Origin of the sequence: Cytobacillus gottheilii, from assembly GCF_018582665.1 — a bacterium.
In the GTDB taxonomy this organism is placed as follows: Bacteria; Bacillota; Bacilli; order Bacillales; family Cytobacillaceae; genus Cytobacillus; species Cytobacillus gottheilii.
Window position 1 is genome coordinate 4,448,250 of sequence record NZ_CP071709.1, and the last position, 16,778, is coordinate 4,465,027.

The 16,778-nt window shown below is 39.4% G+C and carries 14 protein-coding genes; 5 read left to right on the forward strand and 9 right to left on the reverse strand.

Going from position 1 to position 16,778, the window contains the following annotated elements:
* The gene (gene gnd, locus J1899_RS21845) at window positions 1–1,407 is read left to right on the forward strand and encodes a decarboxylating NADP(+)-dependent phosphogluconate dehydrogenase (protein WP_214476731.1); all 1,407 of its coding nucleotides are present in this window, start codon (window positions 1–3) and stop codon (window positions 1,405–1,407) included.
* A 63-nt stretch (window positions 1,408–1,470) separates the two neighbouring features.
* Here the strand turns inward: gnd and J1899_RS21850 are convergent, their stop codons facing one another.
* Together J1899_RS21850 and J1899_RS21855 are read right to left on the reverse strand one after the other, a co-directional pair.
* The gene (locus J1899_RS21850; protein WP_214476733.1) at window positions 1,471–2,229 is read right to left on the reverse strand and encodes an ABC transporter ATP-binding protein; all 759 of its coding nucleotides are present in this window, start codon (window positions 2,227–2,229) and stop codon (window positions 1,471–1,473) included.
* 1 nt (window position 2,230) lies between these two features.
* Window positions 2,231–3,307 carry a FecCD family ABC transporter permease gene (locus J1899_RS21855; protein ID WP_066442014.1) on the reverse strand — a complete coding sequence of 359 codons (1,077 nt, stop codon included), beginning with the start codon at window positions 3,305–3,307 and terminating at the stop codon, window positions 2,231–2,233.
* A 112-nt stretch (window positions 3,308–3,419) separates the two neighbouring features.
* Between J1899_RS21855 and J1899_RS21860 the strand changes: the two genes are divergently transcribed.
* Entirely contained in the window at window positions 3,420–4,472 is a 1,053-nt protein-coding gene (locus tag J1899_RS21860) for an ABC transporter substrate-binding protein (protein WP_214476735.1), read from the forward strand.
* 77 nt (window positions 4,473–4,549) lie between these two features.
* Here J1899_RS21860 and J1899_RS21865 read toward each other — a convergent pair whose 3' ends face one another.
* The gene (locus J1899_RS21865) at window positions 4,550–5,332 is read right to left on the reverse strand and encodes an SDR family oxidoreductase (RefSeq protein ID WP_214478977.1); all 783 of its coding nucleotides are present in this window, start codon (window positions 5,330–5,332) and stop codon (window positions 4,550–4,552) included.
* Window positions 5,333–5,582: 250 nt separating this feature from the next.
* On the opposite strand from J1899_RS21865, the gene J1899_RS21870 reads away from it, so the two are divergent.
* Window positions 5,583–6,545 (forward strand): TRM11 family SAM-dependent methyltransferase, encoded by a 963-nt coding sequence (locus tag J1899_RS21870; RefSeq protein ID WP_214476736.1) that lies wholly within the window; start codon window positions 5,583–5,585, stop codon window positions 6,543–6,545.
* A gap of 268 nt (window positions 6,546–6,813) precedes the next feature.
* Window positions 6,814–8,259 (forward strand): DEAD/DEAH box helicase, encoded by a 1,446-nt coding sequence (locus tag J1899_RS21875; protein ID WP_214476739.1) that lies wholly within the window; start codon window positions 6,814–6,816, stop codon window positions 8,257–8,259.
* A 161-nt stretch (window positions 8,260–8,420) separates the two neighbouring features.
* On the opposite strand, the gene J1899_RS21880 is transcribed toward J1899_RS21875, so the two are convergent.
* From J1899_RS21880 to J1899_RS21905, 6 genes are all read right to left on the reverse strand, one after another.
* A complete protein-coding gene (locus J1899_RS21880; protein ID WP_214476742.1) occupies window positions 8,421–9,437 on the reverse strand; it encodes a 2,3-butanediol dehydrogenase in 1,017 nt (338 codons plus the stop codon).
* Window positions 9,438–9,777: 340 nt separating this feature from the next.
* The gene (locus tag J1899_RS22795) at window positions 9,778–10,605 is read right to left on the reverse strand and encodes a methyl-accepting chemotaxis protein (RefSeq protein WP_214476744.1); all 828 of its coding nucleotides are present in this window, start codon (window positions 10,603–10,605) and stop codon (window positions 9,778–9,780) included.
* A gap of 11 nt (window positions 10,606–10,616) precedes the next feature.
* Window positions 10,617–11,453 (reverse strand): methyl-accepting chemotaxis protein, encoded by an 837-nt coding sequence (locus J1899_RS22800; protein WP_214476746.1) that lies wholly within the window; start codon window positions 11,451–11,453, stop codon window positions 10,617–10,619.
* A gap of 502 nt (window positions 11,454–11,955) precedes the next feature.
* The gene (locus tag J1899_RS21895; protein WP_066442008.1) at window positions 11,956–13,344 is read right to left on the reverse strand and encodes a sucrose-6-phosphate hydrolase; all 1,389 of its coding nucleotides are present in this window, start codon (window positions 13,342–13,344) and stop codon (window positions 11,956–11,958) included.
* 141 nt (window positions 13,345–13,485) lie between these two features.
* Window positions 13,486–14,895, reverse strand: a complete 1,410-nt coding sequence (locus J1899_RS21900) for a sucrose-specific PTS transporter subunit IIBC (RefSeq protein ID WP_214476749.1) — start codon at window positions 14,893–14,895, stop codon at window positions 13,486–13,488.
* Window positions 14,896–15,046: 151 nt separating this feature from the next.
* Window positions 15,047–16,036, reverse strand: a complete 990-nt coding sequence (locus tag J1899_RS21905) for a LacI family DNA-binding transcriptional regulator (protein WP_066442005.1) — start codon at window positions 16,034–16,036, stop codon at window positions 15,047–15,049.
* 171 nt (window positions 16,037–16,207) lie between these two features.
* Between J1899_RS21905 and J1899_RS21910 the strand changes: the two genes are divergently transcribed.
* Window positions 16,208–16,690 carry a YusW family protein gene (locus J1899_RS21910; protein ID WP_214476751.1) on the forward strand — a complete coding sequence of 161 codons (483 nt, stop codon included), beginning with the start codon at window positions 16,208–16,210 and terminating at the stop codon, window positions 16,688–16,690.
* The last annotated feature ends 88 nt before the right edge of the window (window positions 16,691–16,778 follow it).

Below are 16,778 nucleotides of genomic sequence, written 5' to 3' on the forward strand. Positions count from 1 at the left end.
ATGTTGAATACAATTGGTGTGATCGGTTTAGGTGTTATGGGCGGTAATCTTGCCCTGAATATGGCGGATAAGGGAGAACCAGTAGGTGTTTATAATTATACAAGTGACCTAACGGATCAGCTTATGGAAAAGCTAGAAGGACAAACCATTCGTCCCTTCTATAACATTGAAGCTTTTGTACAATCTTTAGAAAAACCGCGGAAGGTTTTCTTGATGGTAACAGCAGGCAGAGCGATTGATGAGGTCATTGCAAGCTTAACTCCTTTTCTGGAGGAAGGAGATGTCATCATGGACGGCGGCAACTCTCATTATGAAGATACAGAACGCAGATATGATGAACTGCAAGGAAAAGGAATCAGATACTTAGGAATTGGCATTTCAGGCGGCGCAGAAGGAGCTCGAACAGGTCCTTCCATTATGCCTGGCGGAGATCGTGAGGCTTATGAACAAGTCGCCCCTATTCTGACGAAAATCGCTGCACAGGTTGATGGTACACCTTGCTGTGCCTATATGGGTCCTAAAGGGGCCGGCCATTTTGTCAAAATGGTACATAACGGGATTGAGTATGCAGACATGCAGCTCATCACCGAGGCTTATACTTTTTTAAAAAATCGGTTAGGGTTATCTGTTGAGGAAATTGCTGATATTTTCGAATCCTGGAATGAGGGAGAACTAAAAAGCTATCTAATTGAAATTACCGCTGATATTTTACGAAAAAAAGATGATGTGACCGGCTTGCCGCTAATACAGGTGATCCTTGATAAAGCCGGGCAAAAAGGAACCGGCAAATGGACAAGCATTCAAGCGATCGATCATGGAATTCCAAACTCGATCATTACAGAATCGCTATTCGCTCGTTACCTCTCTTCTTTAAAAGAAGAACGAATGACTGCCGAAACCATTTTGTCTCTTCCTGACATAGAGCTGCAGGAGCTGGATAAAGAGGTTTGGATTGAACATGTCAGACAAGCTTTATATATGGGAAAAATATGTGCTTACGCCCAAGGGTTCACTCAATATAAAATGACTTCAGAGCAGTACGGCTGGAACTTGCCATTAAAGGATATTGCGCTTATTTTCCGCGGCGGCTGCATCATCCGCGCCGAATTTTTAAATATCATAAGTGAAGCATATGAAGGGAATTCCAGTCTAACCAATTTATTAATCTCTCCCTATTTTGCTGAGAAAACAAAAGAGTATCAAAGGAACATGAGAAAAGTCGTTTGTGAGGGCATTCAATCTGGCATCTCATTCCCAAGCTTAGGTGCCTCCCTCACCTATTACGACAGCTACCGGACAGGGACTTCCAATGCAAGCATGATCCAGGCACAGCGTGATTATTTCGGTGCTCATACTTATGAAAGAAATGATTTAGAAGGCAGCTTTCATACAAACTGGCAGGAATAACGGATCGCACTATTTAAAAGCGAAGTAAGGATATGATTATCCTTGCTTCGCCTTTTCTAAAACCTATAAATAAGCTATACCAATATGGCCAGTTACAGGATTTTGATAAATTTCACACTTAACATCAAAAACAAATTCAATATTCTCCTTTGTAAGAACCTCTTCCGGTTTTCCGTAAGTGACGACCGATCCATTTTTCAGTAAATATAAATAATCACAATACGATCCAGCTAACGTTAAATCATGCAGAGCAGCTAACGTACCGATATTGATCTGCTTGACCATTTTGATGATTTCAATCTGATATTTAACATCTAAATGATTGGTCGGTTCATCTAAAATTAAAAACTTCGGTTCTTGAGCTAATACCCGTGCCAGGATGACCCTTTGTTTTTCTCCGCCCGATAATGTTAAGAAACTGCGATTCTTATAAGCTAATAGATTTACTGTTTTTAATGCCTGCTCTACCATTTCATGATCTTTTTTTGCTTCAGAATCTAATAGTTTTTTATGAGGCGTCCTGCCCATCATCACCATTTGTTCCACTGTAAAATCAAAGCTGATTTCATTGAATTGACCTACTACGCCTAGATGTTTAGCAATTTTCTTCGACTTCTCCTTTAGTACATCCATTTCACCAAGCTTTACGTACCCTTTATTTGGTGATAAAACCTTATAGATGCTTTTGAGCAGGGTTGATTTACCGCACCCATTTGGACCAAGAATACCAACGAATTGCTGGCTGTTTACACGAAGTGAGATGTCATCAACAATTTGCTTTTTCCCAATTTCAATTGAAATGTTTTCAACCTGCAGATTCAATTTAATTCCCTCCGAATCCATATCCTTTTTTAATCAGCATGTACATAAACATTGGCGCACCAATCATGGCGGTGACAACTCCGATCGGCAGTTCCACTGATGGCAGAATGATGCGGGCAAAAATATCTGCCCAGATGAGAAAAATAGATCCAAATAAAATGGCAGCCGGAAGCAGTTTTCGATGATCAGAACCGACAATACTTCTAATTAAATGTGGAATGATCAGTCCGACAAATCCAACCATTCCTACAGAGGCAACCGTAATTCCAGTTAAAATCGCCGTAATGGTCATATAAATTCTTCTGTATGTACTTAAATTGATGCCCAGAGTAACGGCTGCTTCATCTCCAAGCAGCATCGTATTTAAATTCCTTGATTGAATAAGAAAATAAATAATCCCTATTAGTACGATGATTGTGAGAAGCGGTATTTCACTCCAGCGAGCACTGGCAAGGCTTCCCATGCTCCAAAAAGTAATCGTCCGGATGCCCTCAGCATTATTGGCAATATAAATAATAAAGTTTGAAAACGCGGAAAATAGAGCATTAATCACCATTCCCATTAGTACTAATTTAACGGAAGTCATCTTCCCGCCTATGCTCGAGAAGGTAAGGACAAACACGCTGGCAAGAAGTGCTCCCGCAAACGCACCAAATGCTAAACCAAACTGAGAAAAGATCGTGCCTGCACCAAAACCGATCAGTACGGCGAATGTTGCACCTAATGTGGCTCCTGAAGAAATTCCCAGAATATATGGGTCAGCTAGAGGATTTTGGACAGTCGCCTGCATAATCGCACCACAAAGTGCCAGAGCAGCTCCTACAAGCAAAGCCATTAAAACACGCGGAAACCGTATGCTCCATATGATATTAACACTGGATCCATTTTCGATTTCTCCACCGCCAAACATTTTATGAACTAATATTCTAAATGATTCTGAGAAAGGGATATCCACTTGTCCTAGTGAAACGCCCATCACAATAGATAATAAAAGAATGATAATAGCGCCAGAATAGATCATTGCCAAAAACGTTTTTGATTGCACAAAGCCTTTGCTTGAATGATGGTCCACTTTCATTTCCTCCAAAAGAAAAGATTGTCAAAATGAATCTCTTCCTCTATACTAATCGAGAAAGATTATCATTGTCAATTAGCCTTTCAAACTATAAAACTCAAAAGGTGGAGGAAATATGAAAAAATTCTCATGGTTAGTGTTCGCATTCGTTTTATTCCTGTTAGTTGGCTGCTCAAATCCGGAGCAATCAAATTCAGCTGATAGCTCAAACACAGAAGAAGAGACAAATACAGAAGAAACAGCTGCATCCGATTCAAACGAAACACAGTACCCGCTTACAATTGATAACTATTTAACAACCGATGGCGTTACATATGAAACACATTCTCAAACATTTGAGGAAGCACCAAGTAAAGTAGTAGCCAATACACAAGGTATGGCTGAAATTTTAGTTCACTTAGGATTAACAGACAAAATTGTTGGGGTTTCTGCACTATATGGAGAAACAGATCCTGAAATTGCTGAAGACTTTGCAAAAATTCCTGTCATTTCAGAAGGATATGCCAGCAAGGAACTTGTTGTCGGCGCAGACCCTGACTTTGTAATGGGACGGGCAGGACTATTCCAGGATGCCGAATGGGGTGTTGGTTCAATCACCGGCTTAAATGAACTAGGCATTAATACATTTGTACAGCATGCCAGTCTAACTGGTGGAACGCTTGATAGTTTATATGAAGATATTGAAGATATTGGTAAAATTTTTAACGTTCAAGATGCTGCTGCAGAATATATCAGTGAACTAAAAGAAGAACAGAGCGCGATTGAAGAAAAAGCCAGTGAAAAGCCATTAACATATGCATATGTATTCGATGGCGGTGAAGGCAAGATTTCCCCTGATCCAGGTGGAGACTATACATTTATTGCTGACATTCTTGACAACTTGAATCTAACAAATGCTTTAGCTGATAGTGAAGGAACAGTGAGTGTAGAACAATTAGTAGAAATTAATCCGGACATCTTTATCCTTTCTCATTATGCAGGCGGTCCTGATACGCAAGCTACAATTGACAGCTTCTATAACGATGAAGCACTGCAGAGCATTAATGCCATCAAAAACAAAGCGATTATGGTAATCGACTTCAACCAATTCTTTGGGTATGGTCCAACTATTTTAGACGGAGCTTCAAAGCTGGCAGATGATGTTGCTGCTAATGAGAATTTGAAATAATAATAACTTCAAAGGTTAAATTGATATTTTTATAAGAAAAGTCCTGCTCTCTCTTTTGAGAAGCAGGACTTTTCAATTTAATATTTATAAGATTGTCCGCCATCAATGGGAATAACCGTTGCATTAATGAAGTTAGCCTGATCAGATAGCAGGAATGCCACTAAATAACCCACTTCTTCAGGTTTACCGAATCGTTTCATTGGGTTTGGCTGAACAAATTGCTTTCCGACCTCTTCCCAGTTAACAGGATCCATTTGTTTCAATGACCCTTCCACCATTGGTGTCATGATTGCCCCAGGAGCAATCGCCTTGACCGTAACTCCATACTGGCCATATTCAATCCCTGAGTTTCTAGTTAAACCCACTACACCATGCTTACTTGCTGCATATCCAGATTGGTTTCCAACTCCGCGAATACCGCCAACTGAAGCTGTATTTACAACAGATCCAAAGCCTTGTTCTTTCATGACTTTTAATACATATTTCATACCGTAGAAGACACCATTTAAGTTGATGCTTACTACTTTCTCAAACTCATCACTGCCATAATTCTCTGTTAGATTTTGTTTTCCTTCAATGCCGGCATTATTAAAGAAGCCATCAATCTTCCCAAACTTTTGAACGGTTTCATTTACAAAGTTTTCAACTGCTTTCTCATCAGCCACATCCGCCGTAATCAAAAGCATCTCTGCGTTTGGCACAACTTCTAATATCTTGCTTTTTGTTTCTTCTAATGAAGCTTCATTTAAATCAACAAGCGTAAGCTTCGCTCCTTCTTTTGCAATCTGCAAAGCAGAAGAATAGCCTAAGCCTGACCCTGCACCTGTAATAATAACTACTTTTTCATCAAAACGATTCATCATTCCATTTCCTCCAGTCGCTATTATTTCTTGTACAGTGCTATATTGCACTTTTTTTCATTGATCTAAACTTTTTGGGGAGCAGTACCTTTTAAAAACACTTAAAATAATCGTGCTGTGGATGTGCTGAGCAGCTGCAGACAAAAGAAGGAAACAGGATATAACGACCTTTTTCGTTTTCAAGAGAGTTTATAGGCTATAATAGATTTATAGTATTTGATCAGTGAACCAAGAAGGGCTAAAAACAAACATGACAACATTTAACTTGCAATCAACAGAATTTCTATATGCCTATACACATGGCCGGGAAGAAAAATCGCTCTGTGCACTGGAGCAGCGAGCCATTTTCGGGGAAGAGTCAGACCACCTTATAATCAGCACTAAAAACATAGACCCAAACAGAAGCCCTTTTATCAGAAGCAAACTTTCCATTCTTTTCTCAGGCCAATCTGTTCAAGAGATCTCTGAACAGGTTCCACAGCTCGAACTGGGCGGCCAAACCTTTAAGGTTATTTTTATGAAAATAAATGATCTTTCTGATGAGGATAAAATAGAATACGCAGAACGCCAGCAAATTGAAAGAGAAATTGGCTGGAATGTCAATGCTGATGCGAAAATGAAAAACCCTGATATCCTTTTCGGCATTGTACCGTTTAAAGGGCTGTGGTATTACGGCATTTACCAGGAAAATGAGAATGTTTGGCTGCACCATGTTAAGAAGCCTCAAGAATACTCAACAGCCATAAGCGCACGTCTAGCCAGAGCTGTTGTAAATATTGCGGTTCCAGATCCAGCAGGTGTCAGCGTAATCGATCCTTGCTGCGGAATTGGAACGGTTCTTGTCGAAGCACTCTCCATGGGTATTCCTATTGTTGGATCCGACCGCAATCCTTTAGCCGTAAAAGGATCCAGAGAAAATATCGCTCATTTTCACTTTGACGGAACAGTGAAGATAAAAGACATTGCCGACGAAGAAGGTCATTATGATGTGGCTATCATTGATATGCCTTACAACCTCTATTGCCGAGCGACAGAGGAAGAACTGTTCACGATCATCAAGAACGCTAGAAGAATAGCAGATCGAGTTGTGATTCTCACAATTGAAGACATGGATGAGATGATTTCCAAAGCCGGTTTTACGATCGTTGACCGGTGTGTTGCCAATAAAGGGATTAAGGCGCTATTTTCTCGGCAGGTTGTTGTCTGTGAATAGAGAAAAATAGATATAATTTGCGGAAAAACCGTTATTTGCACAGCGAGCAGTCAGATTTCTGCTCGTTTTTTACTTTCATAGCATCAATGGATCGAACAGGAGAAACAACGATACAGAGTTAAGCCTCTTTCTGTGCCTTTTAGGCTTTTTAGCAGCAAGTCTTGGGTTTGTCCTGCTTTTTTCAAGTATAATGAATCATATTCAGATTATATTGTGGCTTTAAGAGAATGATATAGATGACAATAATACAAAAAAATGAGGTTAAAAAATGAGTAATAGCCGTTTTGCGGAGTATCAGCTGAGTGAAGAAATACAGAGAGCACTAACCGTTTTAAAATACGAAGATCCAACAGAAGTTCAAAGCAAAGTCATACCATTAGCATTGGAAAATCAAGACCTTGTCGTAAAAGCCCAAACAGGAAGCGGAAAAACTGCCTCCTTTGGTATTCCTCTTTGCGAAATGGTCCAATGGGAAGAAAAGAAACCACAAGCCCTGATTCTTACTCCAACGAGAGAGCTTGCTGTTCAAGTCCGTGAAGACATGACGAATATCGGAAGGTTTAAACGCATTAAAGCAGTAGCTGTATACGGAAAAGAACCTTTCTCGAAACAAAGGGATGAATTGAAGCAAAAAACACATGTGGTTGTTGGCACACCTGGACGTGTTCTGGATCACATTGACCGCGAAACTCTTGAACTGGATCAAATAAAATACCTCATTATCGATGAAGCTGATGAGATGCTGAATAGAGGTTTCATTGATGAAGTGGAAGACATCATTCAAGCACTTCCTTCAAATCGGGTAACAATGGTGTTTTCTGCTACATTGCCTGCAGATATTGAGAAGCTTTGTCATCAATATATGAATCATCCTACTCATATTGAAATTGAATCAAATGGGGTAACAGCCGATACAATTGAACATGGTTTAATTGAAGTGACTGAAGAAGAAAAAATCTCACTTCTTAAGAACATCACGATTGCAGAAAACCCAGACAGCTGCCTCATATTCTGCCGGACAAAAGAACATGTAGATACGCTATTCAGCGAACTTGATCAAGCCGGATATCCTTGTGAGAAGCTTCACGGCGGACTTGAACAAGAAGACCGTTTTGCTGTTATGGAAGGCTTTAAAATGGGGAACTTCCGTTACCTTGTAGCCACCGATGTGGCTGCGAGAGGCATTGATATTGATAATGTAAATCTCGTCATCAACTATGATGTTCCAATGGAAAAAGAAAGCTATGTGCACCGAACAGGAAGAACAGGCCGTGCCGGCAATAAAGGAAAAGCCATTACGTTTGCTACACCTTATGAAGAAAAGTTTATCAAAGCCATTGAAAGATACATCGGCTTTGAGATTCCTATTATAGAAGCTCCGAGTGAAGAGGAAATCGCTGGCGGGAAAGCTGCTTTCGAAGAAAAACTCAGCGGCCGTCGAGTTGTAAGAAACAATAAAACAGCCAGAATCAACCAAGACATTATGAAGCTTCATTTCAACGGCGGCAAAAAGAAGAAAATCCGCGCTGTTGACTTTGTTGGAACCATTGCAAAAATCCCTGGAGTAACCGCAGAAGATATCGGCATTATCACCATCCACGATCAAATGTCGTATGTTGATATTCTGAACGGAAAGGGCTCACTCGTTTTACAAGCGATGGAGAATTCAACGGTTAAAGGGAAGAAATTGAGAGTTAGTAAGGCGATTAAATAGCGGTTTGCCTGTTCCCCCTTATTTTTTAAAAGTAAGGGGGATTTTTGACATTTAAGAAATTAAATAATAATTATAACAAACGACACCTTCCACCTGCATAAACCCTTCTTGTTATATAAAGCTTAAAAAAAGCAGCAGAATGCATCTGCCGCTTCTTGTGATTAGCTCGGACGAACTAAAATCTTACATTCTTTTTTATCATTGATCAGTTTTTCGAACCCATCTTCCACAATATTATCTAAATTTATAATACTTGTGATGACCGGCTCAACATTCAATGATCCCTTTGATAACAAATCGATTGCTTGAGGGAAGATGTTATTATAACCAAGAGAAGAGTTGATTTTTTTCTCTCCGATTACTTGAGTTGTTGGATGATATTTAATTGGATTGGCGAACACACTAACAATCATTAACTCACCATTCGGTTTAATGACATCAAGTGATTGGTTAAAAGTAGCTTCTACACCCGCCACATCAAAGGAAACATCCACTCCCCCATTGGTATGTTCTTTAATAACTTGAACAGCATCCTCTTCGAGTGGATTAATAACGACATCTGCACCCATCTTTAATGCTAATTCTCTGCGTTCTTCACTTACTTCCGCTACAAAGATCTTACTGGCTCCTGCTGCTCTTAAGCTCTCAGATAAGAGGAGTCCAATTGGTCCTGCCCCAAAAAGAGCTACACGGTCCCCAATTTTAAACTTACTTTTTCGAATTGCCTGCAATACAACGGCAAGAGGCTCTATTAGCGCCGCATATTCATAGCTAAGTGTATCAGGCAGCAAAAATACATTTGATTCTTTAACGACAACATATTCAGCAAAACCGCCATTTTCGTGAATACCATATGATTTCATATCAGGGCAAATATTATAATTACCTGTTCTGCATGTTTCACACTCGCCACATCCCCAAATAGGTTCAATAGCAACGCGATCGCCAGCTTTAAATTTCGTTACATTCTTGCCAACTTCCACAATTTCGCCTGTAAATTCGTGGCCTAAAATCATTTTATTTTCTGTTACAAATGTTTTATGTAGATATTCGTGTAAATCTGTCCCACAAATACCAGCAAATTTAACTTTTACCTTTACCGTTCCTTGCTTAACTTCTGGTGAATTGATTTCTTCAATTTTCACATCTTTCGAACCGTAATATACCAAAGACTTCATCTCTTAATCCCCCGTTTTCAGTAAATAGCTGTACTCTTGAATGATAGATACTTAACTTAAAACTCGACCATATATATATTCTCAGATGATCCATCCTATCATCACTTTTAAATCTGCAATACCCTACTTACTATATATAACTTACTTTCTTATTACAATTACTCTGCTTTTACGTACCATAAATAATTTGCTCATAACATCTTTGTTTTTCTTAAACACATCTTAGACATTAAGACATTAATAACAGAATGTATATTTCTCTACATGTTCCACCTGTCTTATTTACTATGAATAACTGTTGCAAACTGGCTGGTCCTTCTATATGTATTTAAAGCAGATTTCAAGTAGTGATATCTTTGATGTATTGCCCGATATCATTGCTTTGCTCATTAAGACTTTGTATATCTTCCATAAATTCAACCATTACCCGCGATTGCTCTGCTGAGGCGATGGATACTTCATCAATACTCTCTTTCAAATTCTCCATATTTGTCCGTATTTCTTGAAGGGATTGAGCGATTGTACCTACTGCATCCTTCGTGCCGATCGAAAGCTTACGTATCTCATCTGCAACAACACCGAAGCCTCTTCCTGCTTCGCCAGAGCGGGCTGCTTCTATTGCTGCATTTAAGCCCAGCAGATTCGTCTGTGCAGAAATATCTTCAATTAGTTTAACGACCTTACCAATATCTTGAGTGTTCGCATTTGCATATGCTGCTTGATCGTTTATATCCGTGCTCGTAGCAGAAAGTTCCTCAGCTTGGGCTGCAACTTGCTCCACCTTTCCTTGCAGACTGCTGACAATTGAGCGCAATTCATCTAGATCTTTATCAAGCAGTTCTTCATCTTTTAATGTTTTAGTAATTTGGAATACACCAACGATCTCACCGTTTTCATCACGAATAGGGTTGGCAGAGTAGTGCATACCGATGCCATATCGTTCTTTTGGAATATGTAATTGTACTTTTTGCCCTTCTAGAGCATGCCGTAAGAGTTCATTATCTTTAGTAAATGCAGAGTCACCAACTTTAACACTATAATCCAAATCTTTTGATTGAGAAGAAAAGATAAAATTTTCTCTGTCTGTAACCACAACGGCACAATTTTCACCAAGATTCTTTTTGATTTCAGGGGCTAGTTTTACAAATGCTTGCAGTGTTAAATTCATATTTTAATCTCCTATTCCTGGTTCGTTACTTGCTTCATTTTTTCAATGATTTGTTTACTTTTTTCATCTAAAGCCTGTATATCCTGCATGAATTGAACCATCGTGACTGACTGCTCATCCGATGACGCTGAAACTTCATTAATGCTAACTGTCAGGTTTTCAATACTGGATCTGATTTCAGTTAAGGATTGATCGATTGTCTTCACTGCATCCTTTGTATTATTCGATAGTTTTCTAATTTCATCAGCCACGACACCAAAGCCTCTTCCTGCTTCGCCAGAACGTGCTGCCTCGATAGCTGCATTTAATCCTAGGAGATTCGTCTGCGTAGAGATCTGTTCAATTAATTGAACGACTTCCCCAATTTGTTTTGAATTTTTGTTTGCACTTTGCGCCTGCATGTTAATGTCACTGCTAGTTGCGGAAAGCTCTTCTGACTGTGCGGCTACATGCTGTACCTTTCCTTGTAATGCATCGATGACATCATTTAGTCTGCTAAGCTCTTTATCTAGCTTCTCCTGATGCTCCAATGTTCGTGTTAAAGATAACAAGCCAACGATTTCATTTGTTTCTAAATCATGAATCGGAGTAATAGAAGTCACAGCTGCTGCACCAAATATGGTGGGATCCATTGTTTTGGAAACAAAATGTTCTCCTTTAAGTGCACGCAGATAAGCATCATATTCATCCAGTCTTGATACTCCTACCTCTACCTTAATATTTAAGAGAGTGGATGGAGAATAGTAAACAAATTTCTCTGTATCCAGGACACCTAATGCAGCTGTCGGTCCTAGTGTATCTTTAATAATCGGGGCAATATTGACTACTGCCTGAATCGTAGAATTCATAAAATGAGCTCCTTCATACTAATTTTTCTTTATATCGGTATAAAGTTAAGGATGTAAAGTTTTAGCTGATAAGTCTGATTTTTTACATTTTAATTTTTGTTTTCTTATGAAGAAAAGATTAATTGAAACAGCCTGATAAATACTAGGGAAGCAACAACATTTATCCTAGATTTCTCTTGCTAATTGTTCATCCCAACTGATCGAACACTATAAAAATTGGCCCATTCCCATTTGAGAAGTTAGTGAAATTCTACAAATTTAGAAGAAATGAATCAGGCATTTGATTGGAAGCACGATTAAGTCTATTTTGTAAATGTAATAGATTTTAAAGATAATGTATATAAACAAAGCCATTAAATAAATCCAGCCTAAAATACCCCTTAACTTAAGAATCAAGGGGATTTTAGGCTTTATTAATATTCAAATAGATTATACCAATGAACCACGCTTCTTATGCAACGGTGCCCAAATGCTTGCCGTTCATCTGCCATATTTCTTCCGCTTAACCAAGATCCCACTTAATCAAAGTAAATTCTGCTTTTCCTTCAATGCTAACTATCACATTTTCGGAATCTGGAAAATAGCGCGCAGTAAATACCTCTTCACCACCATTGATAAAAATTTCCAAGGAGGAATGGTCCATAAATATGTGCAGCTTAGAAACAGAAGCTAGTTTGCAGGTTCTTGATTCTGCCTCACCCGTCTTTAAATTTCTCCTTTTTAACGTAAGTTTGCCGGTATCATAACTTAAGGATGCTTCATTTCGAAATGTAATTTTAAATGGACCATTTTTTTGGAAGTCTATAACTAATTCTGCTGAAACAGCTTCAAATTCATTATTTTTCACCAAAGCTTGATCTTTTCGAAGCTTTTTCAATTCTTCCACTGGTTTTTGAATAACTTTCCCGCCCTGAAGTTCTAATTCTCTTGGAATGGTCAGGGCATGAACCCAGCCATTCTCAACGGTTGGCTGATGTGCTTCCATCTCATCGGTAATCCCCATCCAGGCGTATAAAATAGTTCTCCCGATTTCATCTGTAAAGGTTTGCGGTGCATAAAAGTCAAAGCCGCGGTCAAGTTCAGTAAATGACCCATGCTGATACTTCAATGGCTCATAATCCAGCTCCCCGATAAAATAACCAGATTGGAATAAATTCTGATAAAAATCACCGTCTGGATTAAGTCCCTGAGGCGAAACCAATAAGACATCTTTGCCATTTAAATGAATCAGATCCGGACATTCCCACATATATCCAAAGTCCTTCAGGCCATTCATATCCGATCCGGCAATCGTCCCCGCTTCCTCCCAATGAAACAAGTCATTAGAATGAAACAAGGCTACTATCCCTTTTTCATCCAAGGTCTGTGCGCCAACAACCATATACCAGTGGTCACCTTTCTTCCAAACCTTCGGATCGCGAAAATGGGGTGTATACTGTTCGGGAAGCTTTAACACAGGACCAAGCTTTTCAAATTGAATCCCATTTTCAGACACGGCAAGGCATTGATACGTTTCCCGGGTTCCATCATCATTCTTCACATTTCCTGTGTAAAAGAGGTACAGTTTTCCATCCTCTTCTACCGCACTGCCAGAGTAACAGCCGTTTTTGTCATACCACTCATCTGGAGCCAAGGCAATTGGCTCCTCCCGCCAATAAACCATATCTTCCGACGTATAATGACCCCAAAATTTTGCTCCATGCGCCGTTTCAAACGGATTCCATTGGTAGAAAACATGATATACACCTTTAAATTGGATTAACCCATTCGGATCATTCAGCAGTCCAACCGGCGGCATAAGATGATAGTTCAGCCGGTAAGGATCATTTTTAACCTTATTTCTATATTTTTTTACTTCCTTATAAGCTTTTTGAATAAGGATTTCTGTCATTCCAGAACCTCCTCTAAAGGAATGGTGATCTTCGCAAATTGTTGTATTTAAAAAGTAGTTTCTTAGTGCGATTTCCACTCCAGGGTACTCGCTTTCCAGCGGGGCGGGTGCTGATCATCCAGGCCTGCTGTAGTCAAAGCATTACTCAGACTTGCCTATTTTCTCTTGTTCTTTATCAGAGAAGCCGAACATCCATGTCAAAACAAACGCAACAGCAACGGCAACAACGTTTACTAAAATATATTGCAGAACCTGGCCATCTAAATAAAGCAGTATGCCAGGAAGTGCGGTAACTGCCATACCCGTTGCCTTTATCCCTAGTATTGAAGCTAAAAATCCACTTGCGGCTCCGCCGATCAGTGCCATAATAAATGGTTTCCCATAACGAAGGTTTACCCCGAAAACAGCTGGCTCGGTGATTCCCAAAAAGGCTGATAATGAAGATGGCAGAGCCAATGCCTTTAATTTTGCAGAGTTTGTTTTTAATCCAACTGCCAAAGCCGCTCCCCCCTGTGCAGCTACCGCACCAGTTACAATAGCGTTATATGGGTTGTTATTAAACTCAGCAAGCAGCTGAATTTCCAGCATATTGAACACATGGTGGACACCTGTGATGACGATTAGCTGATTCAGTCCGCCGATTAATAGTCCGGCTAGACCAAATGGCCATGAAAGGACATGTGTGGCAACATCTAAAATTCCTTGTTCAACTGCATGGAAAATAGGTCCGATCACTAATAGTGAAAGAGCAATCATCACAAGCAATGTAAGAAACGGTGTAAGAATTAAGTCTAATGATTCAGGTGTGCGTTTTCTAATCGCTCTTTCAAGCTTTGCTCCAATTAGACCCGCAATAAATGCTGGAATAACGGATCCCTGGTAACCAACGACTGGAATAAAGTCGAAGAAGCGCAGTGCTTCCACATTCCCGCCTGCAACATCATAGGCATTTGGCAGCGAAGGAGATACGAGCATAAGACCAAGAACCAAACCAATAATCGGCGTTCCTCCAAATACCCTAAACGTTGACCAGGCAACAAGTGCTGGCAGGAAAGCAAATGCTGTATCTGTTAAAACCTGTGTGAACAGCAAAAAGTTTTCTGAGATATCATCCGGCTGCATGCCAAAGAGGTCTAATATTTGTTCTTGCATAACCAAGCCGCGGATCCCCATAAATAATCCGGTTGCGACTAACACAGGAATAATGGGTACAAAAACATCTCCAAAAGTACGGATTGCCCGTTGAAATTTCGATCCGCTTTTGATTGCTTCTTGTTTCTGTTCGGAAGCAGATGTCGTATCAAGCCCCAAACTTGTTATCTCTTCATAAATTCGATTAACTGTGCCAGTGCCAAAGATAATCTGGTATTGACCAGAGTTATAGAACGCTCCTTTTACTTTATTGATTTGTTCTACTTGTTCCTGATCAACTTTTTCCTTATCGATGACCATAATTCTTAATCTTGTTGCACAATGGGCTACTGATTGAATATTATCCTTGCCGCCAACAGCCTCCATTACATCTTGTGCAATTTTGCGATTTTCCGACATTTTAATCACCCCTGTTTGTTTGTGGAATCGATTCCATATAACTAAGAGTACACTAACTTTTTAGAATATTCAACTTTATGGTATCGATTCCATGTTTGACAAAAATAAAGTGTAATCAAAATCCGCAATAATGAAATCGATTACACCGTCATTATATACTTGAACGTTCAATAAGTCTATATTCTACTTTCCTGATTTTTTCATGAGTATTTCTACCATTTATTTGATCTAATAATAAATCAGCTGCTTCAAGTCCCACTTCTTCCATTGAGAAATCAATGGTCGTTAAGGACGGAGAAACGAATCTGGATAGTTCTGATGCCCCCATTCCTGCTACGGCGATATCATCTGGTATGGATAAACCTGCTTCTTTAATATATTGCATAGCGCCAATAGCAAGCCGGTCTGTTACAGCAAGCACCGCATCAGGCTTTTGTTTAGAATTTTTGACGATTTCTCTCATTGAATGATAGCCAGAGTCCACATCAAAAATCCCCTGTTGAACCCAGCAGTCTTCAATCGGCAGGTTAATTTCTTTCATTGCATCCAAGTAGCCAGCTTTTCTTAAATAGCCAACCGAGCGGTCCTCTTCGTGTACGCCTATAAACGCAATATGCTTGTACCCTTTTTTAATCATAAGGTTAACCAAATCTTTAGAGGCCTGATAATCATCAAAAAGCACATTGGAAATTTTCGATATCTGCTGCCCTACTGTTACAAATGGGATTTTCAGCTGGCTGATTTCCTCAACTAAAGGCTGATTAATAATTGTCGTAGATAAAATAATTCCATCCACATGCCTGCTTTTCAATAGCCTTAAATACTCGATCTCCTTTTCAGGAACAAGATTTGTATTGGTTAAAAGAATCTGATAGCCTTCTTTTGCAAACACTTCGTCCAAACCTTTTACAAGACGGCTCGATGTTTCAGTGCTGATTTTAGGAAGAATAACACCAATCACCTTCGTTTTTTTCGTCCGTAAAGATTTAGCATTTTCGCTGGGTATATACCCTGTCTCCTTGATTACCTTTAAAACTCTCTTCTTAACATCTTCACTCACGTAACCATTATTATTGAGAACTCTTGAAACGGTTGTGCGCGAAACACTTGCCCTTTCAGCTATTTCTTTAATCGTTATCATGAATAGACCTCCTGGGCACCAAATAACCGTATAGTTTGTCATATGTATTTTAACAAAAAATATCTGGAGATTAAAATTTTTTCCTGTCCCTTACATGTATAAGGGTAAATGGTTTACCCTGCATCTCATTTGGCAATAATGAAAACAACGAAAATGAAGGAGTGATGTCCAGTGAAAAAAAATATACTATGGGTGGGTATTTTACTGGTTTTATCCATCGTTCTTGCTGCTTGTGGTGATAATGATGAAGTAGAAAACCCTCCAGAGAACGCTGCAGAGAGCAATCAGCAGCAGACAGAAGAAAATAATACAGCTAACGAAAGCACTGACAATACTGGATATAATTTTACACACTTTGATCTTGATGCAGATTATCAAGATCATAATGATGCTCTTGATGTTGACTATGAAAATGAAACAAATGACCAAATGGAGGCATCCTACCGTGATCAATCACAGGATATCGATTTAAATGGTGACGCAGCGATGGAAGAACTAGACAGTATGTTTTCTTCTTTTAACTTTGATGAAAATACACCAGATGAAGAAGTTTTAACTACAGTAAGTGAGGCATTCAGCATACCTGAAGACGCGCAAAATATTGAGTTAGAGATTCAATTTAGCGGTGGAGCTGAGAAGGAATATCGGAAGTAGATTGGTGGGAGGCTTGGGGTTCAAGTCTTCCTTCAATTTTTGAAAGGCAAAGAGAAAAACCCAAACTACTAATAAGCCTAGTAGTTCG